Genomic DNA, 18,581 nt, shown 5'->3' on the forward strand with positions numbered 1-18,581 from the left:
AGGAGCATCAGGCTCTATCTTTATTATACAATCCTAGCTGAGACTGCTGCGTTTAATCCGGCTAACCTGCCTGTTACAAGTGCGGATGTAATATTATATCCGCCTGTGTAGCCATGGATGTCCAGGATTTCTCCGCAGAAGAAAAGTCCTTCCATCAATTTTGAAGCCATTGTTTGCGGTTCAATTTCTTTGACGGAAACCCCTCCGCCGGTAACAAAGGCTTTATCGAGAGGCAATGTCCCATTTACTTTAAACTGAAAAGATTTGCAGGCTTTAACAAAGCTTCTGATCTTTTCGTTTGAAATCGCAGCTCCCTGTGAGGACGGATCAATTCCGTTCTTCTCAAGAAGAAACAAAAGATATCTTTCAGGAAGCCTCCCTTTTAAGAGATTTTTCATACTTTTCTTTGGATCTTCTTTGATCTTTTTGGACACTTCCTGAAAAAGAGGCTCTTCTTTTGTATCCGGGATTGCGTCCAAATTCATGACCACTTCTTTTAAATTCCACTTCTTCATCGCTTTCACCGCATATTGGCTGCAGCGCAAGACGGCCGGGCCGCTAATGCCAATATGGGTAAAAATCATATCCATCCGATGGGTTATAAGCGCTTTTCCTTTAGGGTTTAAAACACTAAGCGCCACATTCCGGAGCGACAATCCCTGCAGTATTTTTTCTTTAATAAAGTTCTCAGAAGATGTCAGCGGAACCTCGGTTGGGAAAAGCTCTGTAATCGTATGGCCTGCTTTTTCCGCCCATGCATAGCCGTCGCCGGTTGAGCCGGTATGAGGGACTGATTTCCCTCCTACGGCAACCACAACTGAATCTGCTTCATATACATCGCCTGTTTTTAATTCTACCGATTTCACCCTGCCATTTTCATAGTGAACATCCTGGATAGGGCTATTCGTCTTGATATCGACTTTCAGCTCCTTCAGCCTTGAAATCAAGGCATCAACAACAGATTGCGCTTTGTCGGTAACAGGAAACATCCGTCCGTGATCTTCTTCTTTCAGCTTAATTCCTAAATTCTCAAAGAAGCGGATAATATCTTCATTGCTGAAAATGGAGAATGCACTGTACAAAAACCGGCCATTGCCAGGAATATGCTTAATGATCTCGTCCACTGGAAGCCTGTTTGTGACATTGCACCTGCCCCCTCCGGAAATGGCAAGCTTCCTTCCAAGCTTGGTTCCTTTGTCAATCAGCAGTACTTTTGCCTTCTGTTCCGCAGCACCGATTGCTGCCATCAATCCCGAAGGACCCCCGCCTATAACTATTACATCATATTTCATATTTTCACCAACTTATCTTGATTCGCTAAAAAAGCAGTAGCTTCATTATAAATCAAATATCCTATTTCTAAAAATAATGCCCCATAATACGGTATTGCAAGTGGAATTTCCTCTGCAAGAAGAGTACACTACAAATAGTGTGTCTAAAAAGATAGAAAATTGACGAACTTACTGCGAATTGTTTTGGCAATCACAGGCTGTAAAAGCTGCATGCTGCAGGTTTTTAAATAAGAGAGAAAGCTTTGAAAGTCGATAACTGTCTAGCTCCACAAGGAACGCTACGATAGCTTTATCATCGCACGGCTAAAAGCGCTGGCTTTTAGGAGGAGCGCCTACCGGGGGGTGGGCAAAGCGCTTCCGCATTTCATAAAGGAAGGGATTATATGTCATCTAAGCTCTTAAAGGGAACCTTCATCCTTACGCTTGGCACAATTATCTCGAAGGTTCTTGGTTTGTTTTATGTTATTCCTTTTTACCAAATTGTCGGGAAGGAAGGGACAGCCCTTTATTCCTTTTCGTATACACCTTATACAATCTTTATTAGTGTTGCAACAGCGGGAGTTCCGCTTGCTGTTTCAAAATTCATCTCTAAATATAATGCAATAGAGGAATACGCAGTCGGAAGAAAGCTGTTCAAATCAGGCCTGGCGGTCATGACGGCAAGCGGAATCATTTCATTCCTGATCCTATTCTTCCTTGCTCCGGCAGTTGCCGAAATGACCTTGGCAGGAAAAGACGTTGAAGTTAGTGTTAAAGATGTAACAACTGTAATTAGAGCGGTATCATTTGCCCTGATTATTATTCCGTTCATGAGTTTGATAAGAGGGTTCTTTCAGGGACATCAGTCAATGGGTCCTACTGCTGTTTCACAGGTTGTGGAGCAGATTGTCCGCATCCTGTTCGTTCTTGCAGGTGCATATGTCGTTTTAAATGTAATGAAAGGTTCACTGACTGCCGCGATCAGTGTCGCCACCTTTGCTGCCTTTATTGGCGGACTCGGAAGCCTCGGGGTATTATTCTGGTATTGGTATAAACGTAAGCCGCATTTGGATAAAATGCTTGAAGAAGATAAAGGAACCGTTGACATTTCCCTAAAGGAAATTTATAAAGAAATCATTCTTTATGCCGCACCATTTGTATTTGTGGGTCTCGCGAATCCTCTCTTTCAGTTTATCGATCAGATAACATTTACCAGGGCGATGGATGCCATCGGTGAATCGAAAAATGCAGTTGCAGCCTTTTCTGTCCTGAACTTTGAGACGCATAAGCTGGTCATCATTCCTGTCTCGCTTGCCACAGCTTTCTCGCTGACGCTTGTGCCAAGTGTGACGAAAGCATTTATGGAAGAAGATAGGTCAGATTTAAACCGCCAGCTTAACCAGACTTTCCAGGTGCTTCTCTTTCTGACTCTTCCTGCCGTAGCAGGATTGTCCCTGCTTGCCGAGCCGGTTTTCACCCTGTTTTATGAGCATAAGGATTTGGGTACTGAGGTGCTAAGAACTTATGCCCCAGTGGCGATTCTCTTTGCTTATTTTTCGGTAACTGCAGCCATTCTGCAGGGAATCAATGAACAGCGTTTTACAATTTTAAGTTTGCTGACAGGCCTGCTTGTAAAGCTGTCATTGAATATTCCGCTCATAAAACTGTTCGAAACACAGGGAGCCGTATTTGCAACCGCTCTTGGCTATATCGTAGCTATTTTAATTAACCTTTTCGTAATTAAAACATTTGCAAAATATCCTTTCAAGCTTGTCTTAAGACGAGGAATGCTGATTGTATTATTTACTGCATGCATGTACATTGCTGCAGGCGTGGTTTATAAAATCACAACTGCCTTCTTATCGCCGGCATCCAATTTTCAGGCTATCATCATTGTCATCACCTGCGCAGCAGCTGGAGCGGGAGTCTATTTCTACCTAAGCTTCAGAACTAAATTAATCTATCTCCTGTTTGGATCAAGAGTCGATAGAATGCTTAAGAAGTTAAGATTGAAGGCTTAAAATTAGAAGGTCTCCGTGATGGGGGCCTTTTTTAAAAAATGTTTAGGATTTGGTTTTAGATAACAATATACAAAGCACTGAGTTGATTGGAGCGGAGGGTACTTGATCCTCGAAAATGCTGGCGCATTTTCTTCGTACGGTGTTCAGTCGAGGAAGTTTATTCAACGTCCTGCGGGAGCAGTGGGGCAGGTGAGACCCCGCAGGCGCAAAGCGACGAGGAGGCTCACCGCCCGCTCCGCGGAAAGCAAGTGCCCCGTGCTGAAATCAGCGGACAGAATATTTACTTATAACAAGGATAAGAGAACCTTTTTAAAAGGTAAATCTTTAATAACGCGATTTTAATAAAAATCAGATTAATTAGGATTAAAAGGGAGGGGCAGCCATGAGAATTGACAAAATGCTGGCCAATCTGGGCTACGGAAGCCGTAAGGATGTTAAAAAGCTATTAAAGGATGGAGCTGTAACCGTTAATGATGAAAAAGTAAAGGATCCCAAGCACCAGGTCGATCCTGAACAGGATGCTGTCATCATTAATGGCGAAAAGGTTGAATATAAGGAATTCATTTATTTGATGATGAACAAACCGCCAGGCGTCATTTCCGCAACAGAAGACTCTCAATTTGAAACCGTGGTCGACCTGCTCGAAATGGAAGACCTTGTTTTTTCTCCTTTTCCAGTGGGACGCCTGGATAAGGATACAGAAGGGCTTTTGCTGCTGACTAATGACGGCCAGCTGGCACATCGGCTGCTTTCTCCAAAAAAGCATGTTCCTAAAACCTATTTTGCAGTCATAGACAGGGAAGTAACAGCTGATGATGTTGCTGCGTTTAAAAAAGGGGTTATACTAGATGATGGCTATGAAACCAAGCCTGGGGAGCTGGAAATCCTTAAATCCGGCATAACATCTGATATTGAGTTAACCATTACGGAGGGAAAGTTTCATCAGGTGAAAAGAATGTTTGAGGCAGTGGGAAAAAGAGTCATCTATTTGAAGAGAATCTCAATGGGCCCGCTTGAGCTGGATAAAACATTGGAATTGGGTGAATATCGGGAATTGACTGATGAAGAGCTTGATAAGCTGATGAATTATGAAGTGAGATGAGACGGAAAAATCGCCCTGACAGCAGGGCGATTTTTTATTTGTTAGGTTGGTTATGCTTTGAGTGTTAAGATGACATCTTTACTTTCTTTTGAGTTATGGTCCATTTGCCTCTGCTCGGACTCTTAACCAAGTCATTGTAGGCGAGGACATTTAAATCTCTTTGAATGGTGCGAGGAGTAATACCAAATTCCTCTACAAGCTCCTGAGTTGTTACAGTTCCGCGCTTACTTATAAACATGTAGACGGATTTTACACGGTTTAACATCCGGTTAGTTGAAGGTTTCAAAAAACCACTCCCTATCCTTTTTTCAAACCCCATGGCAATTTCCTGCAACCGACAGCTACATTGAAGGATTTTCCTTCAATCGTATGTAGTTTTCTTTTCCCCAGACAACCCCTTTGCATTCTGGTTATTTAGTCAAGATGTCATACCTCTGACTATATTGTAACGCTATTATCTGATTATTTCTACTTTAAGGATACAATTTTACAAAATATTTATAATGCTGCTTGTGTTTTAGTCTTTACGTTCCCCTCCTTTTTAATGTATGTTCAATTCCCTAATTATTTGCGATTAAACCTCAATGGGAAAAGGGACTATTACTATACCTTATGGCAGATGGGGCTTGAATTATGTACAGAATATTCAAATAATCGTTCAAGAAAGTTTCTATATCCTAAAATTTGTTTTTTGATTATAATCAATTGGTATATTTAAAAGAGATTGAAAGGAAGAAAGTGTAATGGAAGCTTACTCGCTGAGAGATCGCCTGGTATACCCGAAGGAAAATATTTATTTTGCATTCGTTGCTTTATTTAGTATTTTGTCTTATATTTTTCTCGCATTCTCTATTATTGGCATTGTGATTATTTTAGCATTAATACTTGTATCTCTTCTGTTCCATGGGATTATGATGGGCGGCATCAGAAGAAACGGAGTAAGAATAAGTGAGAAACAATTTCCTGAAATTTATGAAAAAGCAGTATTAACTGCAAAGGAAATGGGTCTGCAAGATTTGCCGGATATATACGTGATTGAGTCTGAAGGTGTCTTAAATGCCTTTGCAACCAGGTTTTTCAGAAGAAATATGGTTGTCTTATATTCTGGTATTTTTGAATTGACTGCTCGTGGAGCTGAAAAGGAAGTGCTGTTTGTCCTGGCCCATGAGTTTGCACATTTAAAAAGAAAGCATGTTATCATAAGCCTTCTTCTGCTCCCTGCTATGTGGGTTCCATTCCTGGGGAATGCGTACTTAAGAGCATGTGAGTATACATGTGATCGTTATGCTGCCTATTATATAAAGTCGTTTGAAGCATCTAGAGATGCCTTAACTATGCTTGCGATTGGAAAAGAACTTTATCCTAAGGTCAATAAGCATGCATACATGGAGCAGCTCCAAACGGAAACTGGATTTTTTGTATGGCTGAATGAGAAACTTTCCACCCATCCTCACCTGCCGAAAAGAATTTATGCTTTATCAAAAGTTTTTGATGAAGAATCTGCAGTTGAGTTAAAAGAACCAAAGGGCAGGATATGGCTAGGGATAGCAGGAGCGGTCTTAACGCTGACTATTCTTTCCGGCGGACTCTGGGTTGGGTATAAATCACTTAAAAAAATGGATTTGTGGACTGAAACGGTTATGGGCATTGAAGGAGCTACCGCTCTAATGAATGCAGCGAGTGAAAATGATACTGAAATGATCCACATTTTATTGGCTGATGGGGCGGATATTGAGGAAATGGATGCAGATGGCACTACTGCCTTACACTGGGCTGTTTCTTATGGCCAGTATGACAGCGCTGCCCTTCTGCTGGAAAATGGCGCAGAGCCTAATACGGCAGATAACTATCAAACCACTCCTTTAATGAGTGCAGTATTTAATGAGGATACTGAAATGGCCATGCTTCTCCTGGAGTATGGTGCAGATCCCGCTGTGAAAGATGCGGATGGCTACACAGCCTATGATTACGCTGCAGACTTTGAAAATACAGAATTAATGGATATCCTCCAGCCATAATGAAACTGCCCCTTTCGGAGGGGCAGTTTCATTATGGTTTTAAAGAATATATGAAAAAGAGCAAACCTTTTCCAATTATATCCGTATGTATAGTCAGGAGGAGAGTAAATGAACTTATTAAACGTCGATATTGCATCAGCAGGCTATGAAAATGGAAAACCGATCATACATAATATTAATTTTGATGTAATGGCGGGGGAATTGATCGGCCTTATAGGTCCTAACGGGGCAGGAAAAAGCACAACGATTAAAACAATCCTGGGATTATTGGAACATAAAAAGGGGACAGTGAAATTTAAGCAGGGAGTTAAGTATTCCTATATACCTGAACGCCCCATCTTTTATGATGAGCTGACATTGTGGGAACACTTGGATTTTACAGCTGCCGTAGAGGGACTGTCGGAAATACAGTATAAGAAGAGGGCATCAGAGCTCTTGAGGGAGTATAATCTGTCTGAACACGCTCATAAATTTCCCGGCACATATTCAAAGGGGATGCAGCAAAAGGCGATGCTGATTCTTGCGATGATTGCCAAGCCGGATGTCTATATTATTGATGAACCGTTTATTGGACTTGATCCTAATGCTATGAAACTGTTTCTGGAATCAATTGAAAGAGAGAGGCAAAGGGGCGCAGGCATTCTTATGTCCACTCATGTACTGGATACGGCAGAGAAAGTGTGCAGCAGCTTTCTAATTGTGCATGATGGCCAGTTGAAGGCTTCCGGCTCATTAGACGATATCAGGCAGCAATGCGGTCTTTTGGCTGGTTCGCTTTATGATTGCTTTCATCAGATTGCAGAGGGAAATGACAATGAAAAGTAGTTCGCTCTTTTTTGGAAGGTTAATCAATAGCTGGAAGTATCAATTTGGTATTTTCCGTTCCGTTGCAGATTGGACCATCATGGTTTATCTCATTGTTCCCGGTGCAATCATTTTTGGAATGATATATCGCTCCTGGTGGTTGGAAACGCCTGAATGGATTGCAAACTTGCCAATGTTTCTCCTTTTCTTCCTGCTTTATATTTATTCATGGCTGGGTAACTTTCGCCCATTTATACAAGAGGCTGACAAGGTGTTTCTGGTGAAAAATAAGAGCCTCTATTTGGGAATGAGAAAATGGGGAGTTGGCTATTCACTTTTCTTTCAGGCAGTCAGTACAGGCGCGATAATCGCTCTTCTTCTTCCCTTTCTAAAGAACAGTTATTTTTTGCAATGGAGTCAAATCATTGCCCTGCTGACTTTTTTCATTACTCTGAAATGGACGCTTATGACAGTTTCCTATTCTCTGAAAAGGATTGAAGGGAAGTTTAGAAAATATGTAATTGGCTTTCTGCTGTTTGTATTATTGAGCTGGTTCAGCCAGCTCGTTTATTCTCTGTGGAATTTCGGTGCAGACTTTCCGGTTTACATGATTTCGGCAGTGCTGCTTTCCGGCACTTTAACGAGAGTCTCCCAGATGCTGAAAGGGATATCGGCCGTAGACTTTGAAATTTTGCTTGAGCAGGAGGAAAAAACAAAGTATATCAAATGGATATTTATGATGGCTCCTGAAATAGAAAAGCCTGCTATTTCAATGAGGACAAAACCTCTATTATTCAGAAACTCCAGAAGAATCTTTAAGAAGAGAACACCCATTACGGGACTGATAGAATTATTCATAAAGATTTTCATACGGAATCCCTCCTTTATTTTCAGTTATTTTCAAATCATTTCTGTAAGCGCAGCGGGGATTATTGCCATTCCGCCACTATGGATAAAAGTAATTGTGTCGGGTGTCTTTCTTTTCTTGATGTATACATGGCTTTCTATTACTTGGGATAAATCCATCATGTCCCATCCCTTTACAAAAAAATATAGTGAAAAAGATTCCTATTTCACCGCAAAGAATAGAACGGTCATAGCCTTATTCTTCCTCGCCATTTTGATCTTAGGACTGATTGTAAGCGCCTTGACAATCATCTTGGCAAGGTTCGGCATTCTTGGTGCATAATAAAGGTATGCTTTTATTAAACAGTCCCATAAGCAAATTTAAGGCAAAATCGGTTATAATGGGGAAATCATAAATGTTCAAATCAGGATAAGGAGGTAACTTTTATGAACGTATTGGATTGGCAAAAAGAGGTTAATAACAGAAAAGACGCTTTAATTGAAGATACCCAAAAACTTTTAAGAATTAAAAGCCTGCTGGATGAAGAGAATGCAGCAGAAGATGCCCCCCTTGGTGAAGGTGTGAAGGAAGCACTCGATTTCATGCTTGAACTTGGAGAAAAGGATGGATTCACTGTCAAAAATGTCGGCAGCCTGGCTGGTCATCTGGAATTTGGCGAGGGTGAAGAAATTGTTGGTGTACTTTGTCATGTCGACGTAGTTCCTGAAGGAGATGGATGGACTAGCGACCCATTTGGTGCAGAAATTCGCGATGGAAAGATTTTTGCCAGAGGGGCGATCGACGACAAAGGCCCAACAATGGCTGCATATTATGCTATGAAAATTGTAAAGGAATTGGAGCTGCCTTTAAGCAAAAGGGTCCGAATGATTATTGGAACAGATGAAGAAAGTGATTGGCGCTGTGTAGAGCATTATTTTAAACACGAAGAAATGCCGGCAATGGGATTTGCCCCTGATGCCGATTTCCCAATCATCTATGCAGAAAAGGGCATCTCTGATTTTGATCTTGTCCAAATCGGCCATACCGAAGAAACAGACAGGGAAGTACTGGCAGAGGTCGTGCATTTCCAGTCAGGAAGAAGATATAACATGGTTCCTGATTTTGCAAAAGCTAGTCTTGTAGTCCATCTTGAACACACTGAAGTGGTGCAAAGGTATATTGATTTCCTCAAAAAGACTGAGCTTGAAGGAAAGTAGTACATAGATAACGGCGAACTGATTCTGGAGCTTCAGGGGGTATCGGCTCATGGGATGGAGCCTGATAATGGGAAAAATGCAGGTATTCTGATGGCGTCATTCCTGGCATCCCTTCAGCTGGATGAGAAGGCATGCCATTATTTTCAGTTTGTATCACGATACTTATGTGATGATTCCAGAGGAAGAAAGCTTGGCATCGCCTGTGCGGATGAGATTACCGGTGATTTAACCGTTAATGTAGGAAAACTATCATATACAAAAGAAAATGGCGGCCGTTTAGGCTTTAATGTACGTTATCCCGTCACTAACAATATGGATGATACGAAAAATAGGCTTCAGTCATTGATCGAAGACGAACATTTCAGATTAGAGAATTTCACTGATTCCAAGCCGCATCATGTGGAAGAAGATGACTTTCTTATCCAAACCCTGAAAAAAGTGTATGAACAGCAGACTGGCGAAAAGGCAGAGCTTTTAGCAATTGGCGGGGGCACATATGCACGTTCCTTGAAGTCTGGTGTAGCGTTTGGCCCGCTTTTCCCAGGCAGGGAAGACGTGGCACATCAAAAAGATGAATATGTGTTTATTGAGGATTTAATTAAAGCTGCAGCTATTTATGCACAGGCGATTTATGAACTTGCGAAATAGCTCTAAAACCTGATATGATGGCTGAAAGATTTTACATTAACAGCTAATAGATTAGACAAACAAACCATTTACAGGGAGTGTCAGAGAAATGGAATATGTCATTTTGAACGGTGATTTGATCGAACGCTCTGAAGCGAAAGTAGATATTGAGGACCGCGGCTATCAATTTGGTGATGGCGTCTATGAAGTAATCCGCGTCTATAACGGAAAAATGTTTACGGCAGATGAGCACCTTGAAAGGCTGCTTGAGAGCGGAAGGAAAATAGAGCTCGATATCCCTTATTCTATAGGGCAGCTTAAACAGATGCTTGCAGAGATGATCGAAAGGAATAATCTTGAACTTGGAATAGTATATATGCAATTTTCCAGGGGGACTTCTCCAAGAAATCATGCTTATCCTGGTGCAGACGTTGCACCGGTGCTTACAGCCTATACCCGTGAAACCTCAAGACCTGTTGAGAGCATGAGAAATGGTGTTAAGGCTAGTTTGATTGAAGATATACGCTGGCTGCGCTGTGACATAAAGAGTCTGAACTTGCTTGGCAATATCATGGCAAAGCAAAAAGCAGCACAATCGGGCTGCTTTGAAGCAATTCAGCATCGCGGGGATACGGTGACTGAGGGAAGTTCTTCCAATATAGCGATTGTAAAAGATGGGACACTATATACGCACCCTGCAACAAATCTGATCCTAAATGGCATTACCCGCCGTAAAATCAACGAGATCTGCAGGGGAAATGGAGTAGCACTTGAAGAATCTGCTTTTACAAAGGATGATCTGCTGGACGCGGATGAAGTCTTTATGTCCAGTACATCAGCTGAAATTACTCCGATTATAGAGATTGAAGGAAAGCCGGTTGGTAATGGAAGTCCTGGTCCCATCACAAATAAATTACAGAACCTTTTTGAAGAGGCAATTGAAAAAGAGTGCGGCAGTTTGACGGTTAAAATTAGATAGTTCTAAAACGAAAGACCCCAGGAGTAATCCCTGGGGTCTTGTCTTTTAACTTACTTATTCAAACTGAAACAGATCGCTTGAAAGGTATCTTTCTCCAGTATCGCAAACGATGAATACGACAACATCGTCCGGCTTTAGCCTTTTTGCAACCTGGATGGCAGCATAGCAGGCTGCTCCTGAGGATGGACCGACTAATATCCCTTCTTCTCTTGCCATTCTGCGCGTTGTATCATATGCTTCTTCATCTTTGATTTGATGGATTTCATCATAAACATCCGTATTGAGAATTACCGGAACAAATCCGGGACTTGTGCCGACAAGCTTGTGTCTGCCAGGCTTTCCGCCTGATAGGACAGGTGAGCCCTTGGGTTCCACAACATGTACTTCCAATCCAGTATAATGCTCTTTCAAAACTTCTCCTGTGCCGGTAATCGTGCCGCCAGTGCCTGCCGTGGCAACAAAGGCAGAGAGTGGTTTGCCGATTTCCTTCATGCCCTCAATAATTTCGACTGCTGTTGAATAGCGGTGTGCATCAGGGTTAGCGCTATTTTCAAATTGCATCGGCACAAAGCTGTTTGGAATTTCCTCAGCCAGCTCATTTGCTTTTTGTATAGCACCGGGCATTTTGTCATCTCCAGGAGTCAGGACAACTTCTGCTCCATATGCTTTCAAAAGGTTGATGCGCTCTGCCGTCATGGTGTCAGGCATAACCAGAATGGCCTTATAGCCACGTGCTGCTGCATTCATTGCAAGCCCGATGCCGGTGTTTCCGCTGGTTGGTTCAATAATAGTTGAACCTGGTTTCAATTGGCCTGCTTTCTCAGCTTCGACAATCATATTATAAGCCGCGCGGTCTTTTACACTGCGGCTTGGATTGTAGAATTCAAGCTTTGCATAGATGCTTGCTCCATTTTCAGGGGCGAGCTTATTTAATTTAACAAGTGGAGTATCTCCAATTAAGTCCGCGAGATTGTTAACAACTTTCATCTGACTCTCCCTTTCAAATAAGACTGTAATAACAAGGAAGTTTAATACTTTGTTATTTTATGTCGATTTGTTTAATTTCATCCTAACAAAGGAAATCTATAACTATTCATATTATGTCCATCATACTAAAACAGACTATTCCAATCAAATCAAAAGGAATTGGAAGAATACTTAAAATGAGAGGTCAAACAGAAAGTATCTGCCAATTTTAACTGATGTTTGTTAAAATAAGTGAAAATATGGAGGAATCTCAAGTGTACAAACAATTGAATGCTCATTTTTTCTTTGCGATGAAATTACCGGTTGAAACAAAGAAAAAGTTGAAAGAATACTGTGGGAATTTAAGTCCAAAATTGCCTTTTAGCCGCTGGGTCCATCAAGAGGATTATCATATTACCCTAGCATTTCTAGGGTCTGCACCCCAGGAAAAACTGCAGAAAGCAGCCAAGCTTGCCGCTGACTCAATCAGACACGAAAAAAGATTTCCTCTGCATATCTGCAAACTTGGCGTATTTGGAAAACAAGACGCACCAAGAATTTTCTGGTGTGGAACCCAGCAGGACAAACATCTCCAAGATTTAAGATCGAAAGTATATTCAGCATGCCAGGAAGCGGGCTTTGAAATGGAGACAAGACCATTTAAACCTCATATCACTATGGCAAGAAAATGGGCCGGCACTTTTCCGTTTCAGGAAAACATGCTGGACGCTTACAGTCCATTCAAGGAGGAGCCCCTTGAATTTGAGGCTTCAGAAGTCGTTCTATATCAGACCCATCTGGACAAAACACCGAAATATGAAAGCATTGCCATCTTTCCGCTTGTGGGGGAATAAAATAAATACATACTATTAATGAAAAACAGCTTAGGTGAAATTGCTGCTTTTGAGAGAATATAAAATATTTATCACTGAGTTGATAGGAGCGGAAGGTGGGGGACTCCAACGGGAGTAGCGCACCAGGGGAGACCCCGCAGACACATCGCGTTGAGGAGGATCCCGGCAGTCCCGTGGAAGGCTAGTGCCTGCAGCGGAAATCAACGGGCAAAATAAAAAAACTTAAATGAATAATTAGAGATAGAAAGTTATATACGAAAGCAGGGCTAGGAGTATGGGACAGTTAATTAAATTGCAGGATTATGTTTCACGTTACCAGCAAGACATTTTTGTATATCCTTCCCGATTTGTCAGACTAAAAAAACAGCAGTGGGATAAATGGCATAAAGCATGGGAATCAAATGATTCATTCAATCCTCAATCCGGGCAGCAATATACAGCCGGCACAGCGGAGTGGCTTGAGGAAGAAAAAGAACCGCTCATGGAAAAGCTAAAGGGGTTGTTAAAGCGGGGAAAAAATGAAGAATTAGAGGAATACGGGGCTTCCGGGGATGAATTGAAAAAGGAGGAAGAGGTGCTTGAATTTGAAGCCTCCTTTGCTGTGCGTCCAGAAACAATTGAGAATTTAAAACACCAGTTTCTAGACCAGCTTTTCCGATTCCAGATGAAATGGGCAACCTCCACATTAACGGAAAAATCATTTCCCGATAAGCATTACTATTATGATGAAAAGCTAAAGTATTTTCTGCAAAGATATCCGGATACGTATCTTGTCATGTTCAATCCGATCTTTCTGCTGAAAAAGGCTCCGGTGGAAACAGAAACTATTGTTATAAGCCCGACAGAGGTATGGTGCATCAGCTTTTTGGAGGAAGAAGATTCAGCAGTATTCTCAGGTTCGAAGGATAGATTCTGGACAAAAAAGGGAAAAGGGGAGGAAAAGAAGGTCCTGAATCCGCTGCTTGCATTAAATAGGACTGAAAAAATTGTCCGAAAAATATTTGAAATTCATTCTATTGAATTGCCGATTAAAAAGGCTTTACTTACCCGAAATGGATATATTGATTATCCGGCAGCTCCTATTGATGTTCAGCTAATCGATAAAAGGACCTATGATCAATGGTTTCAGACAATGAGAAGCCAGCGTTCGCCTCTCAAGCATGTTCAATTAAAAGGAGCGCAGGTACTGCTTCAATATTGCCAGACTGCATCAGTCAAAAGGCTGGAGTGGGAGAATCGCGATGAATCATGAAGATTTCCTCGAGGATAAAGCTCATAGCAGGGAAGAGCTTAAGTTCATTATTAACCCGCAGGCGAAAAATGGCTCCTGCCTGAAAGTCTGGAAAAAAGTTGAGCAGATGCTGAAAGAGGAAAATATCCCTTTCTCTGCAGCCAGGACAGAATATCAGGGCCATGCCAGGGAATTGGCAAAGATCTATGCAGAACAGGCGGGCGGGCAAAGATTATATCTTGTTGCTGTGGGCGGAGACGGGACGGTTCACGAGGTTATGAATGGTGCTGTGAGTCATCGGAATGTGACAGTCGGATTTATTCCGGGAGGATCTGGGAATGATTTCTCGCGGGGCTTTAGAATTCCTAAAGACCCGGCAGAATCTTTAAAAGCAATTCTTAAGGGGATCAGTCATTCTTCTGTAAAAGCTGATATCGGAATGATTAGACACATAGATGGGAAAAAAACATATTTTATTAATAATATGGGTGCTGGTTTTGATGCACTGATTTCCCGGAAAGTAAACAGTTCAAAGATGAAAGGAATCTTGAATCAGTTATCTCTGGGGAAATTTGTATACGCTCTCTTTCTTGTAAAAGAGCTGTTTACTTATAAATGCTCTGATCTTGAAATCGTCATTGATGGAAAAAAATTCGATTTCGATTCAGCCTGGTTTATTACTATTTCCAATCAGCCATTCTATGGAGGCGGTATGATGATTTCTCCGGATGCAAATCCTTTTGATGGAATTCTAAATGTTACGGTCGTCCACAATATATCAAGAATAAAAATTTTGTTTGTATTTGCCTCTGTCTTCAAGGGGCGTCATATAGCATTTAAAGAAGTCACAGTTCTTCAGGGCCAGAATGTCAGCATTAGATCTTCACACCCCATTCCTGCTCACGCAGATGGAGAGGCTTTAGGCAGCTCCCCGATTTCGGCCTCTGTTTGCCCCGAAGCCATTCCTGTAATTATTGGCAATGGAAAAGATGGGTGTTGATTTTAGGAGAGAGCTGCTCTTAAATTACCGTCCGACTAAGTAAAGGAGATGAATTCGGAATGATAACGATTGAACGGACTTTTAATGCATACTTAGACGAAATGCACATCATTACGATCATACTTCCTTTCAGCTATCATCAGGGGCGTTCTTCCGGGTTCTCTCTCCTTACTGACTGGGAAGAAGAGTTTCCTGTTGAAATATTGAAAAGCATGCCGATTGAGGATGCCGTTAAATATACATGCAGAATAGAACATGAAGCGGAATTTGGGAAACAATATTGGATAGTGGACGAATATGGGGGAAAAACAGATCTGCAAATTGGCGCCGTTATTCGTACAAGTGATTTTGATGAGAAATTCTATTATGACGGTCCGCTGGGGTTCTCGTACAGCAAAGAAAAGACACATTTCAGGCTCTGGGCTCCGACAGCCGCAAAGGTAAAGCTGAAGCTTAAAGGAGCACTGGAGCAGGAAGCTGAGCTTATTCCGATGGGAAGAGAAGAGAGAGGAGTCTGGAGCTGTGAAGTAAAAGGCGACCTGGATCGTTTTCTTTATTCTTTCCTTGTATGCATTAACCTTGAGTGGAAAGAAGCTGTTGATCCATACGCAGTCTCTTCGGCTATAAATGGGGAATATGGTGCGGTAGTCAATATGGAAAATACAAAAGTAAAGAAGCCGGAGCTTCCGCCGCTTCCGCAGCCCACAGATGCCATCATATATGAAACGCATATTAGGGATTTTACCATTCATCCCGCGAGCGGGGCAGCACAGAAAGGCCTTTATTTAGGAGCGGGAGAGACAAATACCGTCGGCAGAGACGGGGAGCCTACATGCCTGTCCTATGTGAAGCAGCTTGGTATTACTCATATTGAGTTTCTGCCTGTCCATGACTTCGAAGGTGTGGATGAAAAAAGTCCAAAAGAAGAATATAACTGGGGTTATAACCCCCTCCATTTTAATGTTCCGGAAGGAAGTTATTCTACAAATCCTTTAGATCCCTACTCGCGGATCAGAGAATTGAAAGCCTTAATTTATGCTGTTCATTCCCAGGGAATTCGGGTCATTTTGGACGTAGTCTATAATCATGTTTATATTCGCGAGCATTCTTCTTTTGAAAAAATCGTACCGGGTTATTTCTTCCGGCATGATGAATATGGAATGCCGTCAAATGGCACCGGAGTTGGAAATGACTTTGCTTCGGAACGCCTGATGGCCCGGAAGTTTATTGTTGATTCCGTATCATACTGGATAAAGGAATATCAAATTGATGGGTTCAGGTTTGATTTGATGGGTATACTCGATATTGAAACGATGAATGAGGTTCGCCAGAATGCAGAATTGATTGACCCGTCTGTCATTATTATTGGTGAGGGCTGGGATTTGAATACCCCTATACCGGATGACCAAAAAGCAAGCATCCGCAATCAGGAAAAGCTTCCTGGAATCGGCCAATTCAATGACTGGTTCAGAGATTCCATCAAAGGCAGTACGTTTAATTTATATGATAAAGGTTATGCATTGGGAAATGAGCATTATTATGATGCGGCAAAGCAGGTATTGGCTGGAAGCATTGGCCTCGAAAAAAAGGAAAAAGGCATTTTCCTTTCCCCGTCCCAATCTGTAAATTATGTGGAATCACATGATAATCATACCTTATGGGATAAAATACAGGTTTGTTCTGAAAATGCGAATCCTCTTGTGCAGCAGCAAAAGCACCGCTTAGCAACAGCAATGGTCCTTCTTTCCCAAGGAATTCCATTTTTGCATAGCGGACAGGAATTTTTTCGGACCAAAGAAGGAAATGGAAACAGCTACCGTGCTCCAGATTCCATCAATAATCTGGACTGGGAAAGGAAATCCCGTTACTTAAATAATGTTGAATATATTAAAGGGCTGATCAGCATAAGAAGGTCAATTCCTCTTTTCAGACTCGCCAATGCAGAAATGATCCGGAATTCCATGCGGTTTCTGGATATTAAAAAACCTCTATTGGGTTATGTGTTAACAAGCAGTGATCAAAATGCCGAGTGCAGCCATGCAGCCGTGATTATCAATCCTTTAATGACGGAAGAAGAAATTTTTCTCCCGGCTGGGGATTGGGACCTTATTGCGGATGAACGTGAGGCCGGGATTTCCACTATCCGCAAGATTAACACCAGATTTGAAATGCCGCCATTAAGTTCATATGTATTGGTTTGCAGAAGATAGAAGAAGTCTGAGAAGCATACCACTGTTCAGTTCTATTATTTCAAAAATTATCCTTAATAAGAAAATAATGATGAATTGACCAGAAAAATCTTCATTTTTTTAGATGATATTCCGTAAACCTAAATAGATGCACTTGACGAAAAAAGCCAGTAAGAATAAAATTTATAAAGATGGCTATTGTGAGGGACTAACATCAATAGCTTTTTTTTTATTTTATATTCCCAAAACATTGCTGGTTTGTATTTGCTGATTACTTTGTGCTTTATAGGAGCTTTATTTAATTAACCTGATAAACAGCTATATTTGCGAAAATGCAATATAGTCGAATAGAACAAAACATTATTAAGCAACGGCCCTTTTATTGGCCATGGCAAAATAAGTCTTGCTGCAAAAAACAGGGCTTATTTTTCAACTTTTTATTATTTGAACTCGAGAATTGTCTAGCGCAAGCAGCCTACCCCTCGAGGTCACAAGCCGATTCCCCCAAAAAGGCAAAGGCGCCTTTTTGGGAGGCACGTCTTGTGCTTGAGGCCCACAGGGTGTGGGTCATGCAGACTTTGCCACAGGACGTGGCGATCTTAGTCTGCGTTCCTTAGGTGGGCAAGGCGTTTGCGCTATTCTACAACCAATGGCTTACTAAATTGCAGGTGAACAATTTTGGAACATTTATTTGGACATGACTGGGAGATTGTTCCCGCCGGAGGGGCGACAGGGGAAGCCTTCTATGCAAAGCACGAAGAGCAGAGGCTTTTTCTTAAAAGAAACTCCTCTCCTTTCCTGGCGGTTCTGTCTGCGGAAGGAATCGTCCCGAAACTTATCTGGACAAAAAGAATGGAAAATGGGGACGTTATAACTGCCCAGCAATGGCTTAATGGAAGAGAGCTAAAAGCTTCTGACATGAACCAGGAAAGCGTAGCAAAGCTTTTGAGAAAAATACATTCTTCAAAGCCGCTGCTTGGTATGCTGACAAGAATGGGTAAGTCTCCGCTGCAGCCCGAAACCCTTTTGCGTTTGATTGAGGAAGAACTGGATTGTGATCTGAAGGAGCAGGCTGCTGTTATTCAGTCAGTCGATTTCCTGAAGCAAGAGGTTTCGCATATCCACTGTGAGGAAAATACGGTGTGCCATTGCGATGTGAATCATAACAACTGGCTGCTTTCGGAAAACAACCAGCTGTACTTGATTGATTGGGATGGAGCCATGATAGCAGATCCGGCCATTGATCTGGGGATGCTATTGTATTGGTATATTTCTAAAGAAGAATGGCCAAATTGGCTTGAGCGGTACGGCATTCAGTTGACAGATAATTTGCTGCTCCGCATGAAATGGTATGTGATTGCACAGACTTTGACATCTATCCAATGGCATAAAAATAAATTCAGGTACCAGGAAATGGAAAAGTGGCTTTCCTATCTGGATGAGCTCCTTTAAGAT

General features: G+C 41.8%; 14 protein-coding genes and 1 pseudogene. 12 read left to right on the forward strand and 3 right to left on the reverse strand.

All coding sequences use genetic code 11. The features are described from left to right. Nucleotides 1–23 precede the first annotated feature (23 nt). A complete protein-coding gene (locus MKY20_RS08225; RefSeq protein WP_251156441.1) occupies nucleotides 24–1,292 on the reverse strand; it encodes an NAD(P)/FAD-dependent oxidoreductase in 1,269 nt (422 codons plus the stop codon). A gap of 383 nt (nucleotides 1,293–1,675) precedes the next feature. On the opposite strand from MKY20_RS08225, the gene MKY20_RS08230 reads away from it, so the two are divergent. Then, on the forward strand, nucleotides 1,676–3,292 hold the full coding sequence (locus MKY20_RS08230) for a putative polysaccharide biosynthesis protein (protein WP_019383020.1): 1,617 nt from the start codon (nucleotides 1,676–1,678) through the stop codon (nucleotides 3,290–3,292). A gap of 382 nt (nucleotides 3,293–3,674) precedes the next feature. Beyond that, nucleotides 3,675–4,394: a pseudouridine synthase gene (locus MKY20_RS08235; RefSeq protein ID WP_019383022.1), complete on the forward strand. Its 720-nt coding sequence runs from the start codon at nucleotides 3,675–3,677 to the stop codon at nucleotides 4,392–4,394. A gap of 64 nt (nucleotides 4,395–4,458) precedes the next feature. On the opposite strand, the gene MKY20_RS08240 is transcribed toward MKY20_RS08235, so the two are convergent. After that, the gene (locus MKY20_RS08240; RefSeq protein ID WP_026041817.1) at nucleotides 4,459–4,680 is read right to left on the reverse strand and encodes a DeoR family transcriptional regulator; all 222 of its coding nucleotides are present in this window, start codon (nucleotides 4,678–4,680) and stop codon (nucleotides 4,459–4,461) included. Between the two features lie 457 nt (nucleotides 4,681–5,137). On the opposite strand from MKY20_RS08240, the gene MKY20_RS08245 reads away from it, so the two are divergent. The 5 genes and pseudogenes from MKY20_RS08245 to dat all read left to right on the forward strand — a co-directional run bounded on the left by MKY20_RS08245 (nucleotide 5,138) and on the right by dat (nucleotide 10,886). Then, a complete protein-coding gene (locus MKY20_RS08245; protein WP_019383023.1) occupies nucleotides 5,138–6,412 on the forward strand; it encodes a M48 family metallopeptidase in 1,275 nt (424 codons plus the stop codon). Nucleotides 6,413–6,520: 108 nt separating this feature from the next. Then, nucleotides 6,521–7,237, forward strand: coding sequence for an ABC transporter ATP-binding protein (locus MKY20_RS08250; RefSeq protein WP_019383024.1), 717 nt, complete (start codon nucleotides 6,521–6,523; stop codon nucleotides 7,235–7,237). Next, a complete protein-coding gene (locus tag MKY20_RS08255) occupies nucleotides 7,227–8,405 on the forward strand; it encodes an ABC transporter permease (RefSeq protein WP_251174708.1) in 1,179 nt (392 codons plus the stop codon). Before MKY20_RS08250 ends, MKY20_RS08255 begins: the two co-directional genes overlap by 11 nt. A gap of 104 nt (nucleotides 8,406–8,509) precedes the next feature. Further along, nucleotides 8,510–9,928: pseudogene (pepV, locus tag MKY20_RS08260) on the forward strand (dipeptidase PepV). Nucleotides 9,929–10,016: 88 nt separating this feature from the next. Continuing rightward, entirely contained in the window at nucleotides 10,017–10,886 is an 870-nt protein-coding gene (gene dat / locus MKY20_RS08265) for a D-amino-acid transaminase (RefSeq protein ID WP_019383027.1), read from the forward strand. 54 nt (nucleotides 10,887–10,940) lie between these two features. Here dat and cysK read toward each other — a convergent pair whose 3' ends face one another. Next, nucleotides 10,941–11,873, reverse strand: a complete 933-nt coding sequence (gene cysK / locus MKY20_RS08270; protein ID WP_019383028.1) for a cysteine synthase A — start codon at nucleotides 11,871–11,873, stop codon at nucleotides 10,941–10,943. A gap of 254 nt (nucleotides 11,874–12,127) precedes the next feature. On the opposite strand from cysK, the gene thpR reads away from it, so the two are divergent. From thpR to MKY20_RS08295, 5 genes are all read left to right on the forward strand, one after another. Then, nucleotides 12,128–12,706: an RNA 2',3'-cyclic phosphodiesterase gene (gene thpR, locus MKY20_RS08275; RefSeq protein ID WP_251266961.1), complete on the forward strand. Its 579-nt coding sequence runs from the start codon at nucleotides 12,128–12,130 to the stop codon at nucleotides 12,704–12,706. A 274-nt stretch (nucleotides 12,707–12,980) separates the two neighbouring features. Beyond that, complete coding sequence (locus tag MKY20_RS08280; RefSeq protein WP_019383031.1) at nucleotides 12,981–13,958, forward strand: NERD domain-containing protein; 978 nt, start codon at nucleotides 12,981–12,983, stop codon at nucleotides 13,956–13,958. Beyond that, entirely contained in the window at nucleotides 13,948–14,937 is a 990-nt protein-coding gene (locus MKY20_RS08285; RefSeq protein WP_251266960.1) for a diacylglycerol/lipid kinase family protein, read from the forward strand. Before MKY20_RS08280 ends, MKY20_RS08285 begins: the two co-directional genes overlap by 11 nt. Before the next feature lie 59 nt (nucleotides 14,938–14,996). Beyond that, a complete protein-coding gene (pulA, locus tag MKY20_RS08290) occupies nucleotides 14,997–17,147 on the forward strand; it encodes a type I pullulanase (RefSeq protein ID WP_251266959.1) in 2,151 nt (716 codons plus the stop codon). Between the two features lie 657 nt (nucleotides 17,148–17,804). Next, entirely contained in the window at nucleotides 17,805–18,578 is a 774-nt protein-coding gene (locus MKY20_RS08295) for a phosphotransferase family protein (protein WP_009333351.1), read from the forward strand. The last annotated feature ends 3 nt before the right edge of the window (nucleotides 18,579–18,581 follow it).

Origin of the sequence: Cytobacillus sp. FSL W8-0315 (genome assembly GCF_038002905.1) — a bacterium.
GTDB classification, from domain to species: Bacteria; Bacillota; Bacilli; order Bacillales; family Cytobacillaceae; genus Cytobacillus; species Cytobacillus pseudoceanisediminis.

What these genes read in the sequence shown, in the direction of transcription:
- MKY20_RS08235 (WP_019383022.1), top strand. Translation starts at nt 3,675, where the DNA reads ATGAGAATTGACAAAATGCTGGCCAATCTGGGCTACGGAAGCCGTAAG.
- MKY20_RS08280 (WP_019383031.1), top strand. Translation starts at nt 12,981, where the DNA reads ATGGGACAGTTAATTAAATTGCAGGATTATGTTTCACGTTACCAGCAA.
- MKY20_RS08250 (WP_019383024.1), top strand. Translation starts at nt 6,521, where the DNA reads ATGAACTTATTAAACGTCGATATTGCATCAGCAGGCTATGAAAATGGA.
- cysK (WP_019383028.1), bottom strand. Translation starts at nt 11,873, where the DNA reads ATGAAAGTTGTTAACAATCTCGCGGACTTAATTGGAGATACTCCACTT.
- MKY20_RS08255 (WP_251174708.1), top strand. Translation starts at nt 7,227, where the DNA reads ATGAAAAGTAGTTCGCTCTTTTTTGGAAGGTTAATCAATAGCTGGAAG.
- MKY20_RS08225 (WP_251156441.1), bottom strand. Translation starts at nt 1,292, where the DNA reads ATGAAATATGATGTAATAGTTATAGGCGGGGGTCCTTCGGGATTGATG.
- pulA (WP_251266959.1), top strand. Translation starts at nt 14,997, where the DNA reads ATGATAACGATTGAACGGACTTTTAATGCATACTTAGACGAAATGCAC.
- MKY20_RS08230 (WP_019383020.1), top strand. Translation starts at nt 1,676, where the DNA reads ATGTCATCTAAGCTCTTAAAGGGAACCTTCATCCTTACGCTTGGCACA.
- MKY20_RS08285 (WP_251266960.1), top strand. Translation starts at nt 13,948, where the DNA reads ATGAATCATGAAGATTTCCTCGAGGATAAAGCTCATAGCAGGGAAGAG.
- MKY20_RS08245 (WP_019383023.1), top strand. Translation starts at nt 5,138, where the DNA reads ATGGAAGCTTACTCGCTGAGAGATCGCCTGGTATACCCGAAGGAAAAT.
- dat (WP_019383027.1), top strand. Translation starts at nt 10,017, where the DNA reads ATGGAATATGTCATTTTGAACGGTGATTTGATCGAACGCTCTGAAGCG.